Source organism: Mesorhizobium sp. B2-4-1 (assembly GCF_006442185.1).
Taxonomy (GTDB): Bacteria; Pseudomonadota; Alphaproteobacteria; order Rhizobiales; family Rhizobiaceae; genus Mesorhizobium.
The window spans coordinates 228150-251187 of record NZ_VFVN01000005.1; the positions used below are offsets into that span (position 1 = coordinate 228150).

General features: G+C 59.2%; 20 protein-coding genes. 10 read left to right on the forward strand and 10 right to left on the reverse strand.

Annotated features, from left to right (window positions below):
- Position 1 precedes the first annotated feature (1 nt).
- The 4 genes from FJ949_RS15430 to FJ949_RS15445 form a co-directional block, all read right to left on the reverse strand.
- Positions 2 to 1213: an ABC-three component system protein gene (locus tag FJ949_RS15430; RefSeq protein WP_140496906.1), complete on the reverse strand. Its 1212-nt coding sequence runs from the start codon at positions 1211 to 1213 to the stop codon at positions 2 to 4.
- A 485-nt stretch (positions 1214 to 1698) separates the two neighbouring features.
- On the reverse strand, positions 1699 to 3894 hold the full coding sequence (locus tag FJ949_RS15435) for a Z1 domain-containing protein (protein WP_140496908.1): 2196 nt from the start codon (positions 3892 to 3894) through the stop codon (positions 1699 to 1701).
- 2 nt (positions 3895 to 3896) lie between these two features.
- Positions 3897 to 7058, reverse strand: coding sequence for a site-specific DNA-methyltransferase (locus FJ949_RS15440; protein WP_210242140.1), 3162 nt, complete (start codon positions 7056 to 7058; stop codon positions 3897 to 3899).
- A 3-nt stretch (positions 7059 to 7061) separates the two neighbouring features.
- Positions 7062 to 10115 carry a DEAD/DEAH box helicase family protein gene (locus FJ949_RS15445; RefSeq protein ID WP_140496910.1) on the reverse strand — a complete coding sequence of 1018 codons (3054 nt, stop codon included), beginning with the start codon at positions 10113 to 10115 and terminating at the stop codon, positions 7062 to 7064.
- Between the two features lie 829 nt (positions 10116 to 10944).
- On the opposite strand from FJ949_RS15445, the gene FJ949_RS15450 reads away from it, so the two are divergent.
- The 5 genes from FJ949_RS15450 (at position 10945) to FJ949_RS15470 (ending at position 15318) form a co-directional block, all read left to right on the forward strand.
- Positions 10945 to 11169 (forward strand): hypothetical protein, encoded by a 225-nt coding sequence (locus FJ949_RS15450; protein ID WP_140496912.1) that lies wholly within the window; start codon positions 10945 to 10947, stop codon positions 11167 to 11169.
- 242 nt (positions 11170 to 11411) lie between these two features.
- The gene (locus FJ949_RS15455; protein ID WP_140496914.1) at positions 11412 to 12038 is read left to right on the forward strand and encodes a recombinase family protein; all 627 of its coding nucleotides are present in this window, start codon (positions 11412 to 11414) and stop codon (positions 12036 to 12038) included.
- A gap of 138 nt (positions 12039 to 12176) precedes the next feature.
- On the forward strand, positions 12177 to 12356 hold the full coding sequence (locus FJ949_RS15460; protein ID WP_140496916.1) for a hypothetical protein: 180 nt from the start codon (positions 12177 to 12179) through the stop codon (positions 12354 to 12356).
- Positions 12357 to 13446: 1090 nt separating this feature from the next.
- Positions 13447 to 13686, forward strand: coding sequence for a hypothetical protein (locus FJ949_RS15465; RefSeq protein WP_140496918.1), 240 nt, complete (start codon positions 13447 to 13449; stop codon positions 13684 to 13686).
- A gap of 105 nt (positions 13687 to 13791) precedes the next feature.
- Positions 13792 to 15318 carry an AAA family ATPase gene (locus FJ949_RS15470; protein WP_140496920.1) on the forward strand — a complete coding sequence of 509 codons (1527 nt, stop codon included), beginning with the start codon at positions 13792 to 13794 and terminating at the stop codon, positions 15316 to 15318.
- A gap of 26 nt (positions 15319 to 15344) precedes the next feature.
- On the opposite strand, the gene FJ949_RS15475 is transcribed toward FJ949_RS15470, so the two are convergent.
- Positions 15345 to 15761, reverse strand: a complete 417-nt coding sequence (locus FJ949_RS15475; protein WP_140496922.1) for a hypothetical protein — start codon at positions 15759 to 15761, stop codon at positions 15345 to 15347.
- A 60-nt stretch (positions 15762 to 15821) separates the two neighbouring features.
- On the opposite strand from FJ949_RS15475, the gene FJ949_RS15480 reads away from it, so the two are divergent.
- Positions 15822 to 16526 (forward strand): SOS response-associated peptidase, encoded by a 705-nt coding sequence (locus tag FJ949_RS15480; RefSeq protein ID WP_140496924.1) that lies wholly within the window; start codon positions 15822 to 15824, stop codon positions 16524 to 16526.
- Here the strand turns inward: FJ949_RS15480 and FJ949_RS15485 are convergent.
- The gene (locus FJ949_RS15485; RefSeq protein WP_140496926.1) at positions 16523 to 16708 is read right to left on the reverse strand and encodes a hypothetical protein; all 186 of its coding nucleotides are present in this window, start codon (positions 16706 to 16708) and stop codon (positions 16523 to 16525) included. The genes FJ949_RS15480 and FJ949_RS15485 overlap by 4 nt on opposite strands.
- A gap of 239 nt (positions 16709 to 16947) precedes the next feature.
- Between FJ949_RS15485 and FJ949_RS15490 the strand changes: the two genes are divergently transcribed.
- Complete coding sequence (locus FJ949_RS15490) at positions 16948 to 17124, forward strand: hypothetical protein (protein WP_140496928.1); 177 nt, start codon at positions 16948 to 16950, stop codon at positions 17122 to 17124.
- Entirely contained in the window at positions 17121 to 17414 is a 294-nt protein-coding gene (locus FJ949_RS15495) for a hypothetical protein (protein WP_140496930.1), read from the forward strand. Before FJ949_RS15490 ends, FJ949_RS15495 begins: the two co-directional genes overlap by 4 nt.
- 9 nt (positions 17415 to 17423) lie before the next feature.
- Here FJ949_RS15495 and FJ949_RS15500 read toward each other — a convergent pair whose 3' ends face one another.
- From FJ949_RS15500 to FJ949_RS15520, 4 genes are all read right to left on the reverse strand, one after another.
- Positions 17424 to 18824 (reverse strand): site-specific integrase, encoded by a 1401-nt coding sequence (locus FJ949_RS15500; RefSeq protein WP_181173148.1) that lies wholly within the window; start codon positions 18822 to 18824, stop codon positions 17424 to 17426.
- Between the two features lie 179 nt (positions 18825 to 19003).
- Positions 19004 to 19618 (reverse strand): hypothetical protein, encoded by a 615-nt coding sequence (locus FJ949_RS15510; RefSeq protein WP_224646608.1) that lies wholly within the window; start codon positions 19616 to 19618, stop codon positions 19004 to 19006.
- An 80-nt stretch (positions 19619 to 19698) separates the two neighbouring features.
- Positions 19699 to 20295 carry a hypothetical protein gene (locus FJ949_RS15515; protein ID WP_224646591.1) on the reverse strand — a complete coding sequence of 199 codons (597 nt, stop codon included), beginning with the start codon at positions 20293 to 20295 and terminating at the stop codon, positions 19699 to 19701.
- Between the two features lie 400 nt (positions 20296 to 20695).
- On the reverse strand, positions 20696 to 21517 hold the full coding sequence (locus tag FJ949_RS15520) for a membrane-anchored protein (protein WP_224646590.1): 822 nt from the start codon (positions 21515 to 21517) through the stop codon (positions 20696 to 20698).
- Between the two features lie 543 nt (positions 21518 to 22060).
- Here FJ949_RS15520 and FJ949_RS15525 point away from each other — a divergent pair.
- Positions 22061 to 22249, forward strand: coding sequence for a DUF2158 domain-containing protein (locus FJ949_RS15525; RefSeq protein WP_140496939.1), 189 nt, complete (start codon positions 22061 to 22063; stop codon positions 22247 to 22249).
- A 304-nt stretch (positions 22250 to 22553) separates the two neighbouring features.
- Positions 22554 to 22997: an EF-hand domain-containing protein gene (locus FJ949_RS15530; RefSeq protein WP_140496941.1), complete on the forward strand. Its 444-nt coding sequence runs from the start codon at positions 22554 to 22556 to the stop codon at positions 22995 to 22997.
- Positions 22998 to 23038: the final 41 nt, after the last annotated feature.

Genomic DNA, 23038 nt, shown 5'->3' on the forward strand with positions numbered 1-23038 from the left:
CTCATTTCTTAAACCCCAGAAGGGCAACATAGTCAGGATGCCAGCCGACTCGGCCGTCAATCGACAACACGTGATATGTCCCTCTGACGTAACTTGGCGAAGTAACTGTCGGTGTGAGGTATTCGATTTTGTTCGGTGCTTCAAAGAAGCTCCAGCTCAGCAGCTCGCGTCCCCTGGTCTTTTTCTCGTCGTCGGATTTGCCGTCGCACTTTTCGCACATGTCAGCGTGCATGTATGACCACTCCTCGGTCAGCCGATCGTCATACTTGGAAATCTTCTCTTGCCAGGTCGGGTTATCGGTGGACCATCGCGACCGAGATGCACGAGCACGCCATTCATGGGTGATAGCCCGTTGAAGCCAGGATGCAGTTGATTCCACCAGCTTGATCTGGCTCTCGACCATCGGATGTGATCGGTAGGCTTCTGGGGGAAGCTCCGTTGCGTAATAGTCCACGAGGTTGTCGTGTTCGATATCGGCAACGATCTCCATATGTCGCTTCACCAGCTCGAAGCGGTGGATGGCCTTATCCCGCTTCCCACAGTGCGCATGGATGATCTGGCGATTCCACCACTCCACCATGCGTGACGCTACATCGGACTGATCTTTCGCGAGCACGGATGTCAGTCTTTTCGCGAGTTCGTCCTCAATGTGTTTGATGTTCTGTTGGCCGGGCATCAATTTGACTCTGGAGAGGATCTCGGCCTGAATCTCGTCGGAGAGCTGTAGAAATGCCTCGCAGCCCGGAGCGCGTTTGGCATGAGGAAGCGGCATCACCCCTTTCGCCACTGCGTCTGCCCTTTCCTGCACGACACGCTTCGCTTCCTCTCGGAGGGCGATCAGAAGCTCGGCACGGCTTTCTGCGTCGTCGAGAAGGACCGTAAGCGAAGAGCTTGGGGAGATATCTGCGACGGTGACGAGGTGAAGCGATGTCGTGGAAAGGTCGAGATCTGGAAGGACATCTATCCACGCCTTCAATGTCTTCCAAAGGTTCACGCTGGCCAAGCTGATCGCGTCCGGTTTTTTCGACAGCGAATGTTTGAGCTGCTCGAGGATCGTCTGTCCGTTAGTTTCGAGTACAACATCGTCGAGCGTCTCGAGATAGATCACGGCTTCGAGACTTGTCTCACTCCACAGTCTCAAAAGCGCATATTGGGCCTGGTAAAGAAAACCTAAGGCTGAGGCATCGGCACTGTGAGCGTTCATTTTGATCATTTTCGATATCGAGAAGGCAAACTGAGCCAGCTGTCACTCTAAAAACACCAATCGGGGTCCAACATCTATAGGAAGATTCATCCATTGGGGAGGCTCTGGATGGAGTGTCGGATAGCGGCCAGTTAAAGAGCGGTTCGTCTCGTTTCAGTATTGGCCGCTTTGTTCATTCGATGACGGGTGACCTGCCAGTCCGCTAACGGCCCAATAAAAGACGCTCATTGTGTAGCGCTGAGCGTCGCCGGTTGGCCGAAGGCTGCCGGACTGCAATGCGCCTCATTCCACGACGTTCAGGCAACCGCCAGCCGATCCCGTAAGCGGACCATTGTTCAGCTAGCTCGGCACCGATAACCGCTGGCATGGAATGACCCGGCCCACACCTGCTCCCTGCCCGAGCGATCGACCTGTGATGCGCGCGGCGGCATTCCGCGCCCACGCATGGATCTTGCCTTTCCGCCAGAGGAACGGCTGTCGGCGGCCGAACTGCTTCAATCGTCATCATCTTCGCCGGCCTCCGACTCTCGGACGGAAGTGGCGAAGATGCTCGGAACCGATCTTGCGGGCGCGACTAGCACGGGCCACCAGAACGGCGCACCCCGCCAGCCGTCCTCCTCGCTGCCTTCCTGTTGCAACAAGGCCAGTATGGGTAGTGACCCTGGCAGCGAGCGGAACGCAGTGCGCTCTTGGTAGGACAGCGGAGAGTCTGAAAATCTGCCTCCCGTACGCTTGCGGCTCATTGTGCGGCCCGTGACGGCATAAAGCCAGCATCCACCGCGAGACGCGGGCGGTGACGCGATCTTGGAATAATACTCAATCGCAGCTCTTGCTGCTTCCCAATCGAAATTGTAGCCGCCCTCGAACGTCACTGAGGGTTCTATCGCGCTTAGGAGTGCGACAGCTTCCTCGCATGTGATGTTCACAGGATCACCCGACTCCAAAGCCGCTGTAGGGATCAGTTTCGACAGATTTGCACCGATACGGCTAAGCTCTGTGCGTGACCGTGTTTGAAAGCCGAAGGGCACTAGCGCCGCGTTGGGCCTCAACGATACTATATTGGAAACAAGTATCTTGCTCGGCGCGCACGGTACGACACGGTTGCTTTCATCCTTCATCACAAACGCCACCCCTCGGTCATGTGCGCCCGTTAGGAACGCATGGCGCAACGCTGAGTCAAACTCATGAATGCGCTTTAAGGTGCCGTAGTTAGACGGGGTCGTGTAGAAACGGCTTACAGCCAAATCGGCCCTCGGCCTCGCGCCGTACATCCTCGCGTGCTGCAACACCGTATCCTGCTGCATCTTCTTCGGGGAACGTCCGTAGAAGAAGGCGAGCAAATTTGGAACCGTTATGCCGCGATCAAGAATCTGGCCGCCAATAAAAACATTGAACGGCGTTCGCAGACGAAGCTCCGCGTTTTCGTCAAGCAGTGCCTGAACGTCGTTATCCGAGTTAACGCGTTCGGTGACAACGCCGCCCTTCACAAAGGCTTCGCGAACTTCCCGCAACAGCTGAGCACGGTCCGGCATGTTCCATCCGCCCGCCGTTACCGATCGCGCCAGGTCGTCGATCGACCTTTCGACAAGTTGGTCGAAAATTACGTCGTTCGCCCGTGCTGCGGCGGCCATGCCGTCGATAATTTCCTTTGCCACGGTATGCTGCCAAGCGTGCGATGCTCGTGCTGTTTCTACATGGACGATCATCGAATAGCGCTTAGGCGGGGCGCCTTCCATTTTCTGTTGCAGGCGTCGGAGCGCAGCGGCAGTCACGAAAGTCACCAGAGCATGGCGCAATGCCTCGGTGCGCGGCGATGAGAGCGCTTCGTCGGTGCGGACGCGCCGGCGATCTTCCTTCTTGAGCGCAGTCAACTCGTCTTCCGACACAGGATGCCAAAGATAGTACTCGGGCGCCTCCTCGTCGTGTTCGCCGAAATACTCATCGCCGCCGACGTAACCCCCGTGGATCGGCACAATCTGTGTAAAGACCGGCCGCTTCGGCTCGAACGTGAAGTTCTCACCTTCAGGCCGCTCATACTCGTCGGGCTGTAAGTAAAGCGAGTACGGCGTTGCCGTCACCTGTAACACCGCTGGATTACTCAGCTCGCGCCGCAATTCGTCAATTCGGTCGGCAATGCGACCTTGTTCAATGTCGTCGGAGCCCTTCTTCTTGGTAAAGCGGATTGACGCAAAATCGGCCTCGTCATCGACGATCAGAACGCGTTTGGCCCGCAGCCGTGGATGCGTCTCGGCAAACAGCTTAACTAGCCGCCGCATATTGTTCGCTTCCTTCTTCGCGACGAAGATCAACTTGTGGCCGTCGATTTCCCAATCGGTCAGGTTGGGTACGTTCATGATGTCGAACACCGCGAGTTCCTCGGCATCGCGGAATACGCTGTACTCTCTGGAAATACGGTTGACAGTTTGCTGGGCGAGCGTCTTCGTACCCTTAGTCAGGACGACTGCAACATCGAAACCGTTGTCAAATGCGGACGCGATTATCCCGAGGAACGCGCGCGTCTTGCCCGATTGGATTTTGCCAAGCAACATTCCGGGACGCCGCGCGTCGGTCTCGGATGACAGCAGCGCCTCGACGGTAGCTTCGACGCAGGCCTCCAGCTCTGCTCCTTCCGCCGAACCGCCTTCCGCTCGATATGCTTTAAGCCGGTCGTAGAATCCCCCCAGTATCATACCTAACCCCTTGGTTTTGCGACACTATAGACCTTCATCACCTCGTCACCGTAGTGATTGATAACCTTCACTGCAATCTTGCCCGTTGAAGGCGCCGGGAAGGGCCGTGAGACGGTGCTGTTCAGCACGCGCCAGGCGTCCTCATCGAGCTCGGCCTTGAGCGCGGCCTTGAGTTTTTCGTATGGATCTTTCCCGCCAAGAAAATAGGCCTGCCTGACAAAGAAGCTGGTCTCGTCGTAATCGTCGTCGACGAACCAACAGGCCACGTCATCCTCGACCTTGCCCGACGATTTCTGCTCACCGGTGTTGGGGTTGAAGATGTCGACCCCTTTGATCTCGACTTCGTATTCCCCATCCGACCGGACGCGGAAATTCACGTCGGGTTCGCCGAAAACGACGAACAGATTGCCTTGGTCGGCAGTCTTAAGTCGGTCGCCCATCCGCAGATCCTGGTTCATGTTGACCTTGAGCATGGTCAGCCGGCCGAGCGTCATTGTCTCGGGCGACGCGTGCGCCTCGAACGCGAAGCCGCAGACGATCAGCGTGTCGAACGTATCCACCGCCTCGCGCGCGGCCGCGACGATCATGGCGCGGGTGACCGTGTCATATTCGGGACCGATAAAGATTGCGGCGCGACGCTCAGGCGCGCCGTCACTTTCTCCTTCGGTGTAGCGGCCCTCGGCGTTGACATAGTGGCCCGCAAAGGGGCGGATCGTGGCGAAACGCAGCCGTTCGCCCTTCTTGGTGTTGCCGACGCCGGCAACCTTGAGGTTGTCGAGCACGACACGCATAAAATCGTCGCTGGTCTCGCCCGAACCCACGCGTATAGCGAGGCGGGTGGGTGTTGGACCGTCCTCCTCTAGCGACGCGAGCAACATGGGATCGTCTTCGTCGGCGGGAAGAACTCGGTGGGGGGAGAGGCTATCAACGGTGAATGGCCCCGCAACGCGCACAGTGCCTTTCAACTCCACGGGTTTGTCTACAAGATATTCTGTCTCGGCGTTGGCAACGATCGAGGCGTCGATTTCCTTCTGGCGGCCGATGCGGGCTTCCCACCAATCTACGTGCCGAGAGAGGGCCTTGGTAGGAAGCGGATAGCCAGCATGTTCGGGTAGATTGTCGATCGTGAAACTGCGGCCGAGAAGTTTGTTCAGATCGCCGATCACCTTGCCGATTTTTTTGTCCTGCTTGGCTATGTCGGTTTCATCGACCTCGTCGGCTCCGCGATCCCAATTGCTCCGCATCCGCTCGCGTTCCAGGAGCAACGCTTTCACTTTGGCGTGTGCCTTGGCCGCCTGTTCGTTCCAAGGGTATATTGGTGCGCGGGGAACCTGCCATTCCTCCCACGCGGTATTGGCAGCGTTGTTCAGCTCTGCGAGCAGCTGTTCGAGCTTTTCCTGCCATTGATCCCATATAACGTCTATCGCCTTATTGCTGGCGATCGATTTTAACGTGATGTGAGGCACACGGTGTAGGACAAGCCCGTGAGCGATGTCGTTGGTAAAGGGCCCACCGCTACGCGCTTCGGCCGCTTCAGCTTCAGTCGGCTTGCGTCCCAGCCGGAAGGCCAAATCCTGCACCGCACCAGCCTCGCTGTCCTTAAGGACGTACCAAGGATAACGAGCGCCCATTAGTCGGGTCCGCGCAAGCGTCAGTGCGACACGGCTAGTGTCGATCGTGATCCAGCGTCGGCCCCATTGCTCAGCTACATACGCCGTGGTGCCGGAGCCACAGGTTGGATCGAGCACTAAATCACCGGGATCGGTAGCCATTAAAATGCAGCGTTCAACTATTTTGGTAGAAGTCTGAACAACGTAACTCTTATCGGTCGCGCCAGACATGTCGGACCATATATTCGTAATAACTGCTACCGGAAAATCACTAAGGCGGCGTGCATATCGAATGGTTGATTTTAGTGGGATTAGCCGAGTTGCAGCTTTGAGGCGAGCCATACCGATCTCGTTGGTCTTCCACCGAGAAGTCTGGGTTGGGGTAAACGTCCGTCCAGCAAGAGATACCGGGAACCAGCTCGCCGCTCCTTCGCCCTTTTCCCGGCCAATCGATGCGGATTGAAGAGGATCAGGCGCCACCGGATCGCTGCTTTGCAGCTCGGCAAATTCGTCTGACCCGACTTGACCGTCTTCGCGTAAGGAGAGCGTGAATCGTCCACGCTCGTCTTCACTAAGAGCGCGGTCTAGAAGGATGGATCGGTATTTGAGATTAGAGCGATCTTTGGCGAACCAAATGATGAAATCGGAAACGCCTCCCAAATATTCCGACGCGATGCTACCCGCTTTCTGCACAGTGATTTCGCTGACAATATTTTCAGCGCCAAACACCTCATCCATGACTGCGCGAACCCGGTGAACATTCTCGTCGCCGATCTGAACGAAAATCGAGCCGCTTTCGGTTAGCAGGTCGCGCATCATCATCAAACGGTCACGGAGATAGCTAAGGTAAGAGTGAATGCCGTCTGCCCAAGTATCGCGGAACGCCTTTACTTGTTCAGGTTCGCGGCTTCGATCATTAGCCTTTCCATCCTGAACTTCGCGCGAGCGGGTCGAAATTTGCCAGTTGGAGTTGAACTTGATCCCATATGGCGGGTCAAAATAGATACATTGGACCTTGCCTCGGAGGTCTTCCTTTTGTGCCAGACTCGCCATCACCTGAAGGCTGTCGCCAAGGATTAGGCGATTGGTCCATTTCAGCGTGTGCTGATAAAAGTCGAGCCGGTCCTCTTCATCGATCCCATTAAAGTCAGCAAACAGGTCGGGCGCATCTACGTCGGGGGCGCCCGCTGCGGCTTGGCGGCGTATATCGTCAATGATCGCTTTCGGGTGTATCTTCTCTGCCGTGTAGATCGGCACCGCATCCACGCTCAGCGGTTCTGCATCCTGCCCATCCTTGCCCCGCCACGCCAATTGCACTCTCCCCTGTCCGTCTTCGCTATCGGCCCACACCAGTTGCGGGTCGAGCGCTTTATTCCTGTCGTAAAGCTCCGGTTGCGCTGCGGGGCTGTACGTTCGCGCCAGCGAGACCCGTTCGGGCGCGGCCTCCTCGTCCGTGAGGAAGCTTTGCAGCTCCATCGTGGGGTTGTTGCGTCTCCGCTCGCGCCGGTGCTGTACTGCAGCGACAGCCAGGGGCTTTTTGGGTTCCTGCGCCACCCGTTAAGCAGCCATCGCCGGCGTGGCAGGCAAGGCCGCCTCGAACGCGTTCACGATCGTCTCCAATGCCTGAGCCATATCGAACGGCCTAATAATTTCGATTGGCGGTCCCCAGCGCCCGAAGCGCCCGTCGTTGTTTACCGCCTCAAGCCAATAGGAGCGTAGGGTATCTGCCTTTGCCTCATCCTCGGCCTCACGCCGCCCTTTGATCTCGACGACTAGTTGCAGCGGATCCGGTTGGCCATCATCCCAATGGACAATGAAGTCGGGTCGGTAGCTCCGCTCCGTGCCCATGAAAAGATAGGGCACTTCGAAGCCAAGCCCGTGGTTCTTCACGTATCCTCGCACTCTTGGAATGCGCTCCAATCTTTCAGCAAACGCGGCTTCCCAGTCGCTGTCATAAACAACATAGTTGACTTGGCATTTCATCGGATCGGTCGCGAGCAAAGTTGTCTTAGCCGTGTGAAGATCCACGAGGCGGCTCGATCCCTCTGGTTCGAACGGCTGCATGACGGGCAAGATTTCCTCCTTGCCCGCGCGGTCGAGCGCTTTGGCGCATGCGCGCACGATACGATCGACCGCTTCATCGCGATAGCCGGCAAGGCTCAGCCAACCCGCCCCGCGACCATCGGCCAACTGCAGGCATTCACTCAGCCAGCGTCGAGCGACACTCAGGAATTGTGGGAACAGAAACAAGGGCTCTCCACCCATATTTTCGGCCATCAATGCCCAGCGCTCCAGCGCGCGTTTCGCTAGCATATAAGCCACGGTTTGCGGTCGGATTGCATCAAGCTCGCCCAGGTCGAGTTTGATGCCTGCACCGACCAGCGGGTCGATCTCGGTTTCCTTAGGGATCGGCGTGTCCGCGCCAAGCCGCATTCGGCTATCCTCGACAAACGTGGCGTTAAGCCGACCCTTCGGGAACTGCACGCGATAGCCGAGCACGCGGGGGAACCGGATTTCCGGTGCGGCGCGGCTCTCGTCAGCGAACACTCGTGTTCGTGGCTTGGGCGGCGAAAAGTCTTTTGCCGAATTGGCGGGCATGAAATCAAACGGCACCCCAAGCACTTCGGCATACTCCGGCCGGAACATGCCGTGGTCATCGGGTTCGTAGGATACGCGACGTAGCGCGCGGCCGACGACCTGCTCGCACAGCAGACGTGTTCCGAACGCGCGGCAGCCCAGAATGTGGGTGACGGTGTTCGCATCCCAGCCTTCTGTCAACATTGACACCGAAACGACGCAGCGCACAGGCGCGCCAAGTTTGCCCTTCTGCCCCACTGTATTCATCACTTCGCGCAGCAAGTCGGCATCAGTCATTGCATCAGCATCGCGTCCGGGGGTGCGACGAAGCTCGCGCCGGAATGCTTCAATTTCGTCGGCCGCGACCTCTTTGAAAGCGTCCGAAATCGCGTCGCCGCTGTCCAGCTCGTGGCTATCGATTAGGATCGTGCGTCGGCGGTTGAGCTGTTTGCCATTCTCCACATTGTTGAACAGGGGCAGATTGCCGGCCCGCCAGCGGCGCCTAGTCACGACCTCTTCGTCGGGATTCTCGCACCAGCCGGCGATCCAGTCGTGGATCAGCTTCGATGTGGACGTGTTGTTGGCGACGACTATGAACACGGGCGGCGTCTCAGCGCCTTTCGCGGTCCATTCCTCATATCGCGCCGCGTAATCACGGTAGAGCGCCTTCAACGCCGCTTCGAGCTGTGCCGGCAACTCGTCAGGCGAAAAGGCCTTGGACTTGCGACGGCCCTTTCGCGGCAAACTGTCACGAATGTGTTTGTAGACATGGCGGAAGATTGGCTCGTCCCGCTTTACCACGTCGTCGTGCGTCGGCACCCGTGGCACCTTGACGATTCCGGCCTCGATCGCGTCGATCAACGAGAAGTCGGACGCAACCCAAGGAAAGAGCTTGCCTTCCTCCTGTCCCGAGCCGCGCAGGAAGAACGGTGTCGCCGAAAGATCGTAAACCGTTTTCACGCCGATCACGCGATCGATGGCGCGAATGCCGTTGATCCAGAGGCGAGCTTCTTTGCGCGCCTGTTCGGCTTCCGCTTCCGCCTCGGCCTGGCTCTCTTCCTCCGACCGCGCTACCGGTCCCAACGCGCTAGCTGGTGGCGCTTCGTAGCAATGGTGTGCCTCGTCGTTTATCACGATGATGCCGCGCCGACCCATAAGCGGCGCCATGACGCGCTTGACCATATCCGCCTCGGTTTCCCGAAAGCGGGCGTCGAACTCATCGGGATCTTCGCGAGCGCGAAGTATCTCAAGTGTGCCCTTGCTGATCTCGGTCTTCACCTTGAGCTGGAAGGCGTGGAAGTTCGTGACCACAATCCGAGCCTTTTTCAAATCGTCCATCATGTCGCGCGGAACGATCGACAGCCGTTCGTAGATTGAATTGACTGTCTCGGGCATCAGCACCCGCAAGCGGTCCTTGATGGTGATGCCGGGCGCCACGATAAGGAAGGCGTCGGTAAAGGTCTTCGACTGCGGTCGGCGGGCCTTGTTAATGGCCTGCCACGCGATCAGCATCGCCATGACAGTTGTCTTTCCCGCACCAGTCGCCAGTTTCATCGCCAGCCGGGACAGGCCGGGATTGGCGGCTTCGCTAATGCCGCGAAAATATTCGACGTGCTTGGCATGTACAGGGTTGCGCGGGGCGACCTCGGTCAACCAGATGATCGTTTCGGCCGCCTCGGCCTGGCAGAAAAATAGCGGGCGCTCTCGATCGGTCGCGCGCCAATGCTTAAGAAGCCGCGCCGTCTCGTAGGTTACGCCCCAGTTGGCTTCGGGCGAAATACGCCACTGATCAACTTCCGCTCGGATCGCGTTTATGCGGTCGTTCGCTAGCCGCTCGGTTGTTGTCTCCTCGGCGAAGATAAGCTCTTCTTGCCCGCCGCGTTTGCGTTTGGGCGTGGCGACCGCGACGATATATTCGGAACGTCGCCTTTCCTCGACAATCTCGCCTGTCGGCTTACCAGTATTGTCCAACAGCCAGTGCTTTGCAGGCGCAGCGAAGGGGGTATTAAGGATCGGATTGTCGAGAATGGCCATGCGCTTAGCTTGTGCATCGGGAAGGCCGGACCGGCAATAGCGAGAAGGTCAGTGTGAAGAACTATTTCGGTGGGCCAGACAGTCTTTTCGAAGCGCGGAGTATTCGGCCCACCCCTGCATGCATCGGTTATGCCACGTTCCAGCGGCTGCTTTCGTTGCCGTGCGCGCTGGCGGCAGCGCCAGCGATTCCTCGGTCTCACGAAGCGGCGCACCGCACGGCGGGCGTAAAGCCTCTAAGACTGCTGGCTTCAGTCCAGCTCGAAGGCAAGCCGCATTGAACGGATAAACGGATCGCATCGCGTGCCGATGCATTCGCCAGTGCTTCGGTGATACAGCAAGTCGGGATACTGGTTCGATCGGGGTCGGCTTACCTGCGCGCGAGGCGGCGCGAACTGGCCGTCGGCCTGCCACCAAGGGGCAGCGGCGGCCCGCGCGCGAGGCGCGCTAATTTTTATCGGGGTATGCCGGTTTTTCACAGCGAGACCGAAAGCTTGGGGTAGGGCACCGGCCACCTCCCCTCCGGCGATTTAGCATGCTTCGTTTGATCGAGGAAATTGCTGCGACGCCGGAAATGCGCTTGCCTTCCAAGAAGTGGCAGTGCGGTGTCTGGTTGCAGTGTGCGGTGCAACATTGCGAGCCGGCCGATAAGCCCGGTCGAATAGGGTATGCGCCAATCGACCTTCCGAACCGGCCTGAAAAATAATTCTTGACATACCCTAATTAGCGTTCTTTAATTGACCTACCCTAATTGAACTTTAGGGCGGCATCGACCGGCGCGCTAACGCCAATCGATGCCTAATCACAAACCGGCCATTGGAGGGCCAGGATCATGACTAGCACCAATCTTACCACAGCTAACCGCAAAGACCTCAACGCGCAGACGGCGCGCTTTGAGCATCGGCACTTCGCCACGATCGCCAAGATCATCCGCGACATGCCGGCGCGCGGCGGCGACCAGCTCAACATCGCCCGGCATTTCGCCCGTGAGCTGTGCGGCACCAATCCCCGTTTTCAGGCAAACCGGTTTCTGGCCGCCTGCGGTGTGGAGGATTGAGCCATGAACACTATGCGTCGTGCTCAAAAGTTCTTCAACGCGCACAGGCACCATTGCTTAGCCGCTCTGTCCGTTTCTGTTGTCTTTGTCCACTACATCGCGCCTGGATTGGAAGTACACGTTACCGCTGTTGTTGGCATCATCTGCGCCGAATTCTCATAAGGGCTCTGGCGTGTCGTGCTTGCTTCGCTGGCACGGCATGCTTGAACACTTAATCTCAAACCAAGGAAGGAAACCGGATCATGTTTGTAAGAGCCTATTTGCGCGCAAGCACAGAAGACCAGGATGCCACGCGCGCCGCTGGCGCGCTTGACGCCTTCGCGGTGGAGCGCGGTTTGAAGATCGCGGCCCGCTATGTCGAGAATGAGAGCGGCGCCAAGCTCGCGCGGCCGGAGCTGTTCCGCCTGCTTGCCGATTGTCAGCCCGGGGACATGCTGCTGGTCGAGCAGGTGGACCGTTTGAGCCGGCTCAATGCCGCCGATTGGGAACGGCTGAAAGCCGAAATCAAGGCAAAGCAGGTGCGCGTCGTCGCGCTCGATCTGCCAACGTCCTGGCAGTGGGCCAGCGCCGCGCCCGACGACTTCATGGCGCGCTGCCTGGCGGCCATCAACGACATGATGCTCGACATGCTCGCCGCCATCGCCCGCAAGGACTATGACGACCGCCGCCGCAGGCAGGCCCAGGGTATCGTGAAGGGGAAGGCCAGGGGCGTCTATCGCGGCCGGCAGGAGGACACGAAGCGCAACGAATTGGTCAAGCGGCTGCTGCGGGAGGGCAAGCCGTGGAAAGAGATCGAGGCCGCGACTAAGGCCAGTCGCGGTACGGTCGCCCGGCTCGCTGCCATCGTGAAGGCGGAAGACGCGGGCTAGGGCGCGGCTTGCGCCTCGACAGTGCGGACGAGCGGCGGAATGCCTGCATACGCGCTGGCGGGGCTGCCTGTGGCGATGGCAGGCATTTCGTGGGATTGATGCGCTGAATTTGGGGGCCGCGCCGGCCGGGGGGGAAAGATGAAAATCGCCATTGCCGCAATCGTCATGTTGCAAGTTGCCAATTTGGCAAGCACGCTTTGGACCGATCACCGTAATAGCCTGCGCGCAATGGCTGTGCGCTGCCTGATCTATGCCACCCACAACATGGCTGAGCCGGAGGCTTGCACGCAGGCCTTTCCACGGCCCGAGCGGCCATAGGACGCGCGTTCTGCGCTTTGGCGTTGCGCTGTCTTCCTGCGCGTACGCGTAGTGGTATTGGAAATCCGGGTGACGAAAAGTGAGCGATCCTCACATTTCAACTTCGGCGATCCTGATCCCGGCGGCGCGCTTCTTTGAGGCGTAGCCGTCGTAGCTCTGCATTTTGATTTCGGGCGTCAATGGCGTCGCGCCGTCGTTGCAGGTGTTGCGTGAGAAGGAACACGGATCGGAGGAACAGATATATTCCCACGGCGATGTAGTAGATCAACAACCCTATCGCGCGGAAAATCGCCCCTATCGCCTGCAACATTACCGGTCCCCCGTCCGTGAGATCGACATTAGCCAAACGAAAGGATGTTTCACAAGGCCACGCGCAGTCGTTGCCGCTTCGCGTCTTTAGCCGTCTCGCCTATCCGCTACCGCGCCTATTGCCGTCTTCCCCGTGCCGTCCCGCCCCATACCGCCGACGCGGCGGGGCTAGGACTCAGGCTATGAGGCCAAGCGATTAGGGCTTCGCGCCTCTCTGTTGATTTCCCAGATGGCGGGCAACCGATGTCGCCGCCAAGGCGAACATCAGGTCGTCTATATAGGGTGTTCGCATGTTCGCATTTCGGGATGTTCGCATGGCCTCAAAGCCTTATGGCGCAGGGCTTTGCGCGGCGTCGATGCGAACATGTGCGAACATGTTTTTTGGATGATCGCGCAAACGATGTTCGCACTGGCCTCAAAGCCTTGCGCCGGAAGGGTTTTTCGCCGTGCGAACATAAATCAGGATGATCGCACATGCGAACATGGTTCCGGGATGTTCGCATCCCCTGAAAAGCGACCAGGCAACGATGCTACCGTTGCTCTTATAATCGACTTGGCACGCTTCTTGCTTTTGTGCTATTATAACGGGGCCTCGATGCTGGAAAGGACCGGTGACGGGGAGAAGGTGAACACCTCGGCACGATCCGCCGAGCCACCGATGACCGGGCGGGTCAAAGAGCGCCCTCAGATCGGATCGACCCCCAAATCACTTGTGACCAACGGACCGAAGAGCGACCGCATTTAAACGCGCTCTCGGGCCAGAAGCCAAGAGGAGACCGTCATGGCACCGAACGTCATCGCGGATTTTGATGATCCGCTCTACACCACGAATGAAGCCGCCGCCCACCTCGGCGTCAGCTCGCAACACCTGATCAATGCCCGGAGCGGCAATGGTCGTGGGCCGCGACCGACGAAGATCGCGAGCCATCGCGGCGTGCTCTATCGGGCATCCGATTGCCTGGTTTATGAACTCGATCTGTTCTTGGCCAAGATGTCGAAGAACAGGAATGCGGCAGCATGATTGCCGCGATGAAGCACATACAAAAAATTCGGCGCGCCGGTTTGGAGGCTCAGCGCGCCGAACAAAAGTTTTCAACCCAAGACACCTGAAAAGGAAGTCCTCCAAATGTCTACCGACTATCGTAGCAAATCGCCCGCCAAAACTCAAGAAATACTGCCCGACAAGGGTTTCGTCATTGTGCCTCCATCCAGTTCAACCGGCCGCGCTCGCATTGATGTGGAGAAGTCCGGGCTGGTCGTCATCAGGGCCATCGATGCCGATGCCGACGAGCGCTTGCACGTCCTGGCCGGCGGGAGATACGACGCGAATCAGGAAAGGGCAGTCTCTCCTGACCTCGACGCGGAATGGTGGCCCGACTTTGGCCAGATTTGGAGCGATTACGTTTTTCGCGGCAAGCCGTGGCCGGTCTTCGACACGCTTTACGGCCGGAGCATGTTGGCCGAAGGGATCGAGGTGATCTCGGAAGCTGGCTTCATCGATTGTCCGAACAACGACGATATGCCTTGCTATGACGACCTCAAACCAGTGCCGAAATCGCTGGTGGAGGCCGCCAGGGCCGCCGTGCAGGAGAAGCGCGAAGCCCGCGCTGAGATCGAGAAATACGTGCTGCGCAACAAGGACATCAAGACCGAAGCGGGCAGGCACCGCAACTACGTGATCAAAGGCGTTCTGTCGGAAGGCGACATCGGTGCCATCATTGGCCACCCCGGCGTCGGCAAGTCGCTGATCGGTCCCTACATCGCGCATCGCGTCGCCAACGGCGAGCGCATCTTTGGCCTCCGCACCCGCAAGTGCAAGACGTTGTACGTAGCGGCCGAAGACCCGGCCGGCCTGGCCGATCGTGCCGATGCACTCAAACGCGTATACGGCGACGCGCCCGACTTCATGATGACAAAGGACATCACCGCGCTCGCGGACCCCGAAGGGGATGATTTCAAGCGTCTTCTGGATATCGTCCGTATCGAGCGGCCGGGCCTTGTCGTCATCGACACAAAGGCCGCCGCATTCAGCGGCGTCGGCGAAGACGAGATCGGCACGGCCGTCGCCCTGGACGCCGCCAAGGCGCTGATAAAGAACGGAGCCGGTGCCGTCGTGTTCATCCACCACGACACCAAGGCCGGCGGTGACAGTGGGCGCGGTCACGGCAGTTTGGATGGCGCTTTGGACGTGCGGCTGTATCTGACGAAAGACGAGGCCAGCGGCGTCACAAGCGGCATCCTCGGCAAGAACCGCAACGGCGTTTCCGGGCCTGGTGGCTGGCGGCCGGCGTTCCGCATCGGCGTCGCCGAGCTTGGCATCGATGACGAAGGTGATCCCATCACAGCAGCTTATGCAGACGACGTGACCGAGAAGGTCGCCCGGAAACACGCAGAGGAGGATGCCGACGACGAACGCCTGTTCCTCGATTTGCTCGATATCCACACCGCCGAAAGCAAGAGCGTCTTTCCGAAGAAAGGTCCGGGCTATGCGCCGGCCATGTTCGCGGCGCATGTTGCTGCGTGCGGCACGCCGTCGCCCAAGTTCGAAGCCGCAATGGAGCGTTTGCTGGAAAAGGGTGTTATCGAAATCGGGAAGAAGGGACGGAGCAATCCGATCGTTCGGTCAGAGGTGTTCGCCGCCGCAGCGGCGTGACGCATGCCGCCAGCCGGCGCACCCCCTTATAGGCCCAGAACTGCCGCGCAGCCCGACACATCCATCATGTGTTTGCGCAGCGCGTTTCCGTAATCGGGGTCATCCGCCTGAGGGGCGTCGATCGTGACCAAGGCGTCCAAGCCATTAATCGGCCCCTGATTGGCGAAGGGCGTGAAGCCGACATAGGCACCGTAAATGTTCTTCCCGTTGACAAAACCGCACACCACGCCGTTGTCAAGGACGGGACTGCCAGTGTTCGGGTGCGTCAAACCTCGAAAGATAAGGGAAGTCGGGTCGCGCATAACTTTCGCCACCTCAAGCACAACGCTATCCAATTGCTTTGGCGACAGCGCCTTGTAAGACTCATCTAGAAAATCGGTCGCGTGCGCGGCTCCGATCGTCGTCCCGCCAATCAGGGCGATTAGCCAGGTTAAAGGACGCATTTTGCCCCTCCAAGGCCGCTTCCTGACCCATTATGAGTGCAGCAAGGTAAAGATTTTGAGATGTGCAATCTCTACAACATCACCACTAGCCAAGACGCCATCCGCGAATGGACCCGCGCCATGCGGGACATCCTGGGGAACCTTGAACCGTCGCTCGATGTCTACCCCAATATGCCAGGGCCGGTCGTCCGCAATGCGCCGGACGGCCAGCGCGAGCTTGCCCGGCTGTTGTGGGGCCTGCCGACGCCGGCAGAGCGAGTGAAGGGCAAGGCGGACTACGGCACGACCAACATCCGCAACCCGCAATATGCCCACTGGCAGCAATACGTTGGCGTCGAGCATCGTTGCGTGGTGCCGGTGACAAGCTTCGCCGAACCCAGCCCAAATCCAGACGAGATCGACCCCGAAACCGGTATCAAGCGGAACTATTGGTTCGCCCTAGATGCGGACCGGCCGCTGTTCTTTTTCGCCGGCATGTGGACGCATTGGCAGGGGGTCCGCAAAGTCAAGGACGGTCCCGGCGATTTCGAGCTTTACGGCTTCATGACGACCAAGCCGAACGCCGTCGTTGCGGGCATTCACGAAAAGGCTATGCCAGTGATCCTGACTACTCGGGACGAGGTGGAAACCTGGCTGACTGCGCCGTGGTCCGAAGCCCGGCACATGCAGCGGACGGCGCCGGATGATGCCTTGGTCATTGTCGAGAAGCCAGCCACGCAGATCAAGTTTCCTGGAGGGGCGCCGGCTCAAGGGTCGCTGTTCTAGTCGTCGCGCCAGATGGGGCTTTTCCGAACCTGAATCTTGACCAGGCGGCGCACGGTCATGCGATCGCGCTCGGCAGCTACAGGCACGATGACATCGCATTCGATGTTGTCTTTTCGACCGCACCGCTCGCATTTCATCGTGCGGCTTAGGCGGTTCACGTCGACATCGCCGAAGAGCTTCATGAGGTCGCCGGGATCGTAATAGCGCCGGCCGTATCGGTCATGGCAATAACCGCAGTCAACCCACACCAACTGTCCGTGCTGGACGGCGGAACTAAGGAACCAGATGGTTGTGCGGCGCTTGGGCGGTTGCTCGGGCATAGGCGATGAAATAGGAACCTATTCCTTGCAGAGTCAATTCGGTCTTGACAATTTTGTTCCCATTTTGTTCACTGTCGCATGGACCATTAGGAGACAATGAAATGGACCACATTGTCAGGCTCGACAGCCGCCAGGAGGCCGCGCTTCAAGCGACGGCGGACAAGTTCATCGCTTTGCACAAGGGCGATGCCGTGAAAGCGCTAAAGGAAATGATCGTGCTCAACGGCCACCTGCAACAGCGGCTCGACGCGCTGTTTGGATCACGGCAGCGGCAATGACACGCGTCGCTTTTGCCAGGGAACTGGAGAGCGCATCGGACGCCATCGCCGATGTCAGCCGCGCCGATCTGGCGATCATGCTGCGGCGGGCAGCTATCCGGCTTCGCAATGCCGGCGGCGCCGATCTGGAGCCGCGCACGGACGACGCGTTGGCGTCGATCGCCACGGAAATGGGAATCCCTAAGGGCGATCTGGTGGCGCGGATTATCCGCGAGTGGCTGGAGACAAATGCCTATCTGCCGGTGCCGCATGCCCTCGATGAAGAGAGCGCGACAGAAGGCAACGCCTAGTCCTGGTCGTCAGGTCCGCCGCGTCGGTTCTAAGGCCGCGACATGATCCGCCCACGCATTCAGCGCTGCCCGTCGCTCAGGCAAGTACCTCGCCCTGTTATACACGCCGGCCACGCCAGCCTTGGCCGCGCCGGAGACGTGGTTGACGACGGCCTCGACGACGTGCGGAGCAATACCCAGCTCATTCATCCCCGTGACCATCGTGCGCCGCAGATCATGGCCGGTCCAGTGCGGCAGGGCGGGACGGCCAAGCGCTTTGCAAAGCGCCGCCGTGTAGGCGTCCAGGTGAGCCTTGGCTTTGCTGAAACCAGACACCGCTTCCTCGCCGCCGCTGCCCGAAAAGACGAACGGCAGGCGCCCCGCCTTGCCGCCGCTGCGCTTCGCCGACGCTTCCGCCAGCTCGCGTTCGGCAATGGCCTGCACCTTGCGCCTCTGCATGATCGCGACGACGGCTGGTGCCAGCGGCACCAGATGCGGCAGACCGTTCTTGGTTCGGCTGCCAGGCAGCTCCCAAACCGGTGCCTTGCCGTCCAGATCGCGAAGCTCGCTCCACATCACGCCGGCTACCTCTGTACGTCTCTGCCCTGTGAGCATGAGCACCGTGTAGAAATCTCGCCATAGCTCGGCCAGGTACGGCGCATCGTTGGCGCCGTACTTGACGCGCAACTCGTCGCGGAGCGAAGCCGCCACGATGGCCAGCTCGTCATCGTCCAAGGCACGGTCGCGCTTGGCGTTGTTGTGGCGCATGCGCAGCCGGTCAGTCGGCGCGTGATCTATCAGGTTGCCGCGATCGGGGTCGGCGCACCAGTTGAAGAACACGCGGAGATAGGCGACCGCCTTATTGCTCGCCGCGAACTGCTCTTGCTCATCGAGCTTGTCGAGGACAGCCGTCACGTCCGCGCGGCTGATCGAGCCAAGCTGTCGGTCCTTCCAATCGGCCACAGCCGGACCGTCGAGGAACGTGCTGTAGTCGCGATAAGTGTTGTCCGCCAGATGTGACTTGCGATTGGCCAGGAAGCTCTCCACCGCCTTGCTGAACGTGCTGGCGTCTGCGGCAGCCGCTTCGTGCTTCGCCTCGGCGACGGGATCAGCGCCGCGCTCCGCACTGGTCTTGAAGGCCCTCGCCTTGTCGCGCGCCGCTGCCAATCCGAAGTCATCCGGCGCATAGCGCCCAAGCACCATGCGCCGAAGCTTGCCGCCGACGCGATCGAACACGAAGAACGTCTTCAACCCCTTGGCGGAAACCCGAACGCCGAAGCTCGGCAGCAACGTATCGAAATAGTCGACACGGCCAACTCCCGCCGGCAACGCGACGTTGCGGATGAATGCGTCTGTGAGCTTCCTCTTCGGCACGGTCGTTACCTCCAAACCCGATTTTGGGTAACAATGGGTAACAAATTCGTTGTTCATGCACAAGTATCCATCCCTATCGCCATCGATCTGAAAGCCGATAAACTCGGCCACAATCAATGCCTTAATCGATGCGCGTCGATCTGTATCAATACCTTGGCACATCATTCGTAATGATGGGGTCGCGTGTTCGAGTCACGCAAGCGGCACCACTTCCCCAGCCACTGCTGCCGTTGCCATCATGGCATCTGCCCCTGCCACAAGGGTAATCCACTTTCGGCAGCGAAGTCTTTGTCCTCCGCGTAGATCGGTTCGCCTCTTCTCACCACCCGCCGAAGCAGGGCCGCATCTTCGTTGGCGTGATATCGAAAGGCGTTTCGGGTGTCGTATCCGTGCCCGGCCTGGGACAGGGAAAACCCGCTGACGACGACAGGGGCAAAGCCGGCGAAACGCGCCAGTATGATCGCGAAGGCTCCAGTGGAGATCTTCCGGTGCCAGCCGCGGAACATATGATATTTGCCGCTAAGCTGCCAGACGACGTTGGCAAGCTGCCATTTGGTAAGCGCCTGCAAGGTCTCATAATGATAGTCGAAGGTGCGACAACCGGCTTTCAGCTTGTCCTCGACATCAGGCCAAACCGGGATGATCAGGTGCTTTGCCTGCCGTCCTCTCAACAGATCACGCTTGTAGAAATCCTGTTCGCTGGCGTCGACAAAAATGCCGCGGCGGATCACGGCAATATCGGGAACGGGGAGGCCGACGGTTTCCGCCAAAAGCTGGGAAGCATTGACGGTCACAAGTGCCCAATCGGCATCATGTCCCTGCGGGAGGCGAAAATTCGGCGCCGAGCCCATCACCAAGGCGGGACCCGTGGCCTTGGGCAGGCGAAGAATTGGCTTTGAGAAGGCTGGCAAGAGATCCGAAAGCGGAGTTTTCATCCGGGAATCTGAACCGCCTGTTCCTCAAACGCGCGCAGGATGCTCTCTTCCCGGCTCCACAATTCGTCCCATTGCGTGGTGCCGGACCAACCCGCAAACCAAGGGCCGCCGAGCGTATAATGCGCCAGCGAGACATCGGCGGGATCGAGTTCGGAAGCCGAAGCCCCGACGAGGTAGTTCCACGCCAGGGGCAATTCGCCGATCTCATGGTCCTCAAGCCATTTGAAGGCGTGGAGGTCACGTCCGGGCCACGTATTGAGCATCTCCTTGGTCAGCCGCTTGTTGGCGGGATGATCCAGATTCCATAAAACGACCGACGACCAGTTCTTGCGGCGATAGAACGTCTGCGTTTGTCCGTCCATCTTGACCGCTTCGGATTCGCGTTGCTGGTGCTTGACCGCCATGATCGCGTAGGAAGGATCGAGCAGATCGAGCAGTTTGACCGGATCCTTTAGAAACAGGACGTCGCAATCGCAGAACATGGCCCAGCCGCTTTGCCCCATGAACGGGACGGCAAAGCGCGATATGGCAAACTCGGTCGCCATCGGCGCCTCGGAAATCGGGCACCAGAGCTTACCGTCACGTACTTCCATCGGCCGCGTCATGATTCCTTGGGCTACAAGGTCCTTGAGCACGAGCGGCTGTATCTGCAACGGGGTGCTTGTCCGCCGATAGGCGCTCCATCGCGCCACGTCTAGAACTCGGGATTCGCGCGGATCATAGCCAATGTAGATTGGTATCATGTGGCAGTTCTATAATCTGATGTGAATTTAGACGAATCTAGCATGGCAGCACTGCACGCGGAAGACCAGAAGCACATTCGCAATGCCGTGTGTCCGGGTTGCCACGAGCGTTTCATCTCTGAAGGTGTCGATGGTGTTTTTGCGCGACAAGAGCCAAGCAACCGGCATCGCGCCTCTTGACGACGGAGCTGTCGAGCGGATCGTCGCACTCACATTTGAGACAGTTCACAGGAAGCCACATCGATTGTTGTTATTGGACCTCACATCTCCCGAACTGGCCTGTCCAGAGTGGCAGACCGAGCGAGTCCGCCACGTGCGGATCGCTCGTATAAAGGGGGAAACCGAGCGCCAACAGCGCCAGCAGGGTGGCACGATCGGAACCGACGTGCATCCGGTCGATGTTCAGTTTGTTGTACACATGGCCGTGCGAACCTGGGTCAATACCCGTGATGATCACGGCCGGCGCGCCGTTATGCAAGGCGTAAAGGACCGCCGTGATCCCGGTCGAGAACTTCTCCTCCAGATGCATCTCGAAATTGGGCACACCCATCACTGCTTCGTAGAGCGCCATGCGCTGGTGACGGGTCATCGTGCGCAGGTCGCGACAGCGGTAGTTGAAGGCCGCGATGTTGCAGCGCAATTCCTCCATCGTGCGGTGTGCACGCACAATCCAGAGCAGATCGGTCTCCTGGCCGGTCAAGACGGCGCGCACGGCCAAAGCGTTGGGCTTGGTCGCGTCAAGCTGGTTGACGTAAAGAAACGTTGCGTCAGGAGTACCCATCCCCCAGCGGGCCGTGACGGTCTGCGAGCCATTCACGGTAAAGAGTGTGAAAGCATCGCGCTGAAAACCCACCGGCGGGTGTGAGACCGGCGCGGAGCCTACGATGAGGACCGGCTTTGTAAGCGGCACAGGGTGCCGTGGCGCCTGGGGGTGCAGCAGGCGATATAACAGTTTCCGCTTAACCACGAGAAGCGGGTGATCGAACAAGCGCTTGCGCAGCGGCTTCTGTGCATCGGGATTCGCTGCGCTATGCTCTGCAATCTCCAGAGCGATCCCCTTGGCCTTCGCCAAACCGGCCTCCTCTCAATGCTTTCCCGGGCATGTACTCCCCCCTGCCAGCCGGCGTTGATCAGCGGCTTGATCGTTGGGGCAGGCAGCAACCATAACGTGACGAATCATTTCCTCCGGCGCTCTGATGGGAACCCTTCGCTTTTCCCCAAGCGCTTCAAGCCTCTCTCACTCAATGTCGCAACTCTACTGTATTCGGCACGAGACTGCATGCGGGTTGCTGTTGTTTGTTGCTTCTGATCACGGTTCGATAGAACTCCGTCCGAAACTCATGGTGCCAGATCGGCAGCATCGCCGAAGCGATAGCCGCGCTCAATACTCAGCAGAGGGTCAATCTCCACCAGCCGAACAGGAATTTCAACATCCAATTTCGACAACAAACGGCAAGACACATTGCTGCAACTGCGACCGAATCTACAACTGGGACCGAGACCCGACCTCAAAACGCCGCCTGGCACTGTGGATCGCGATGCTGGCCGAATGCATCCGCCATTGTCGAGACCGAGGTTTGATGTGAAACTCCCGGCGTCAGCATGGGAGGTCAAAATGCCCAACAGTTTCAAGACCGGAGACGTCGTCAAGCTGAAGTCCGGAGGCCCGAAGATGACGATAAGCGACGGTGCCGCCTCCGGCACATATATGTGTCATTGGTTCAACCGCGAGGGCGATGTGTGGACCCCGCAGCATGCCGGCTTCAAGCCGGACCAGTTGGTGGTGGCGGACCAATCGACATAGAGCGGGTTCACCGTTTCGCGGAAACGGCGAAGCGCTCTATCTCTTTGTTTTGCGCAATTCCATAGGGAAAGCGCTACGCGCTTTTCCCGGAAAGCCGTACACACTTTTCTTGGAATTGCTCAAGTTCCTGCCCTTCAGCTGAAGGGTTCGAACATGGCGCAAGCAGCGCCCGATCGGGCGCGTTGTTGCGGCATGCGCCTGCCGGCACAAAAGTCACCGACGGATTTCTACCGCCGCTGCGTTTAACGGGAGAAGCGTCGCCACGGCACAATGCCATGGCAGCGCGCTAACCGGAGACGCCAGCATGATACGCCGTTCGATCCTTGCCGCTGCCTTGAGCCTGCTGACCGCCACGGCGTTCGCCCAGACGGCGACACAGCCTCCGGCCGCGACGTCCCCTTCTGCACCGCCCCCCACTGCCGCGCCAGCCACGTCAAAGACCAGGCCCGACATCACGCTGGCCAAGTTCCAGAAGCGGCGTGAGAAGGCGATCATGGCCGCCGACACGGATGGCGACGGCAAGATCAGCCTGCTGGAATGGGAGGCCCTCCAGGCAAAGCGCGGCACCAAGGGCGACCCGACACAGTCCTTCGCGCGCGCCGACTCGAACCATGACGGCTTCATCGACCGCGCCGAGCTCGATGCGTTCTTCGCCCAGCGCTTCGCCAGGCTGGACAAGAATGGCGACGGCGTTCTGAGCGTCGACGAAATGCCGGGCCACAAAACCGCTCCCAAGCCGGAGCAATGAACGGGGGTAATGGCACGCGATGACCATCAGGGGTGCGCCAG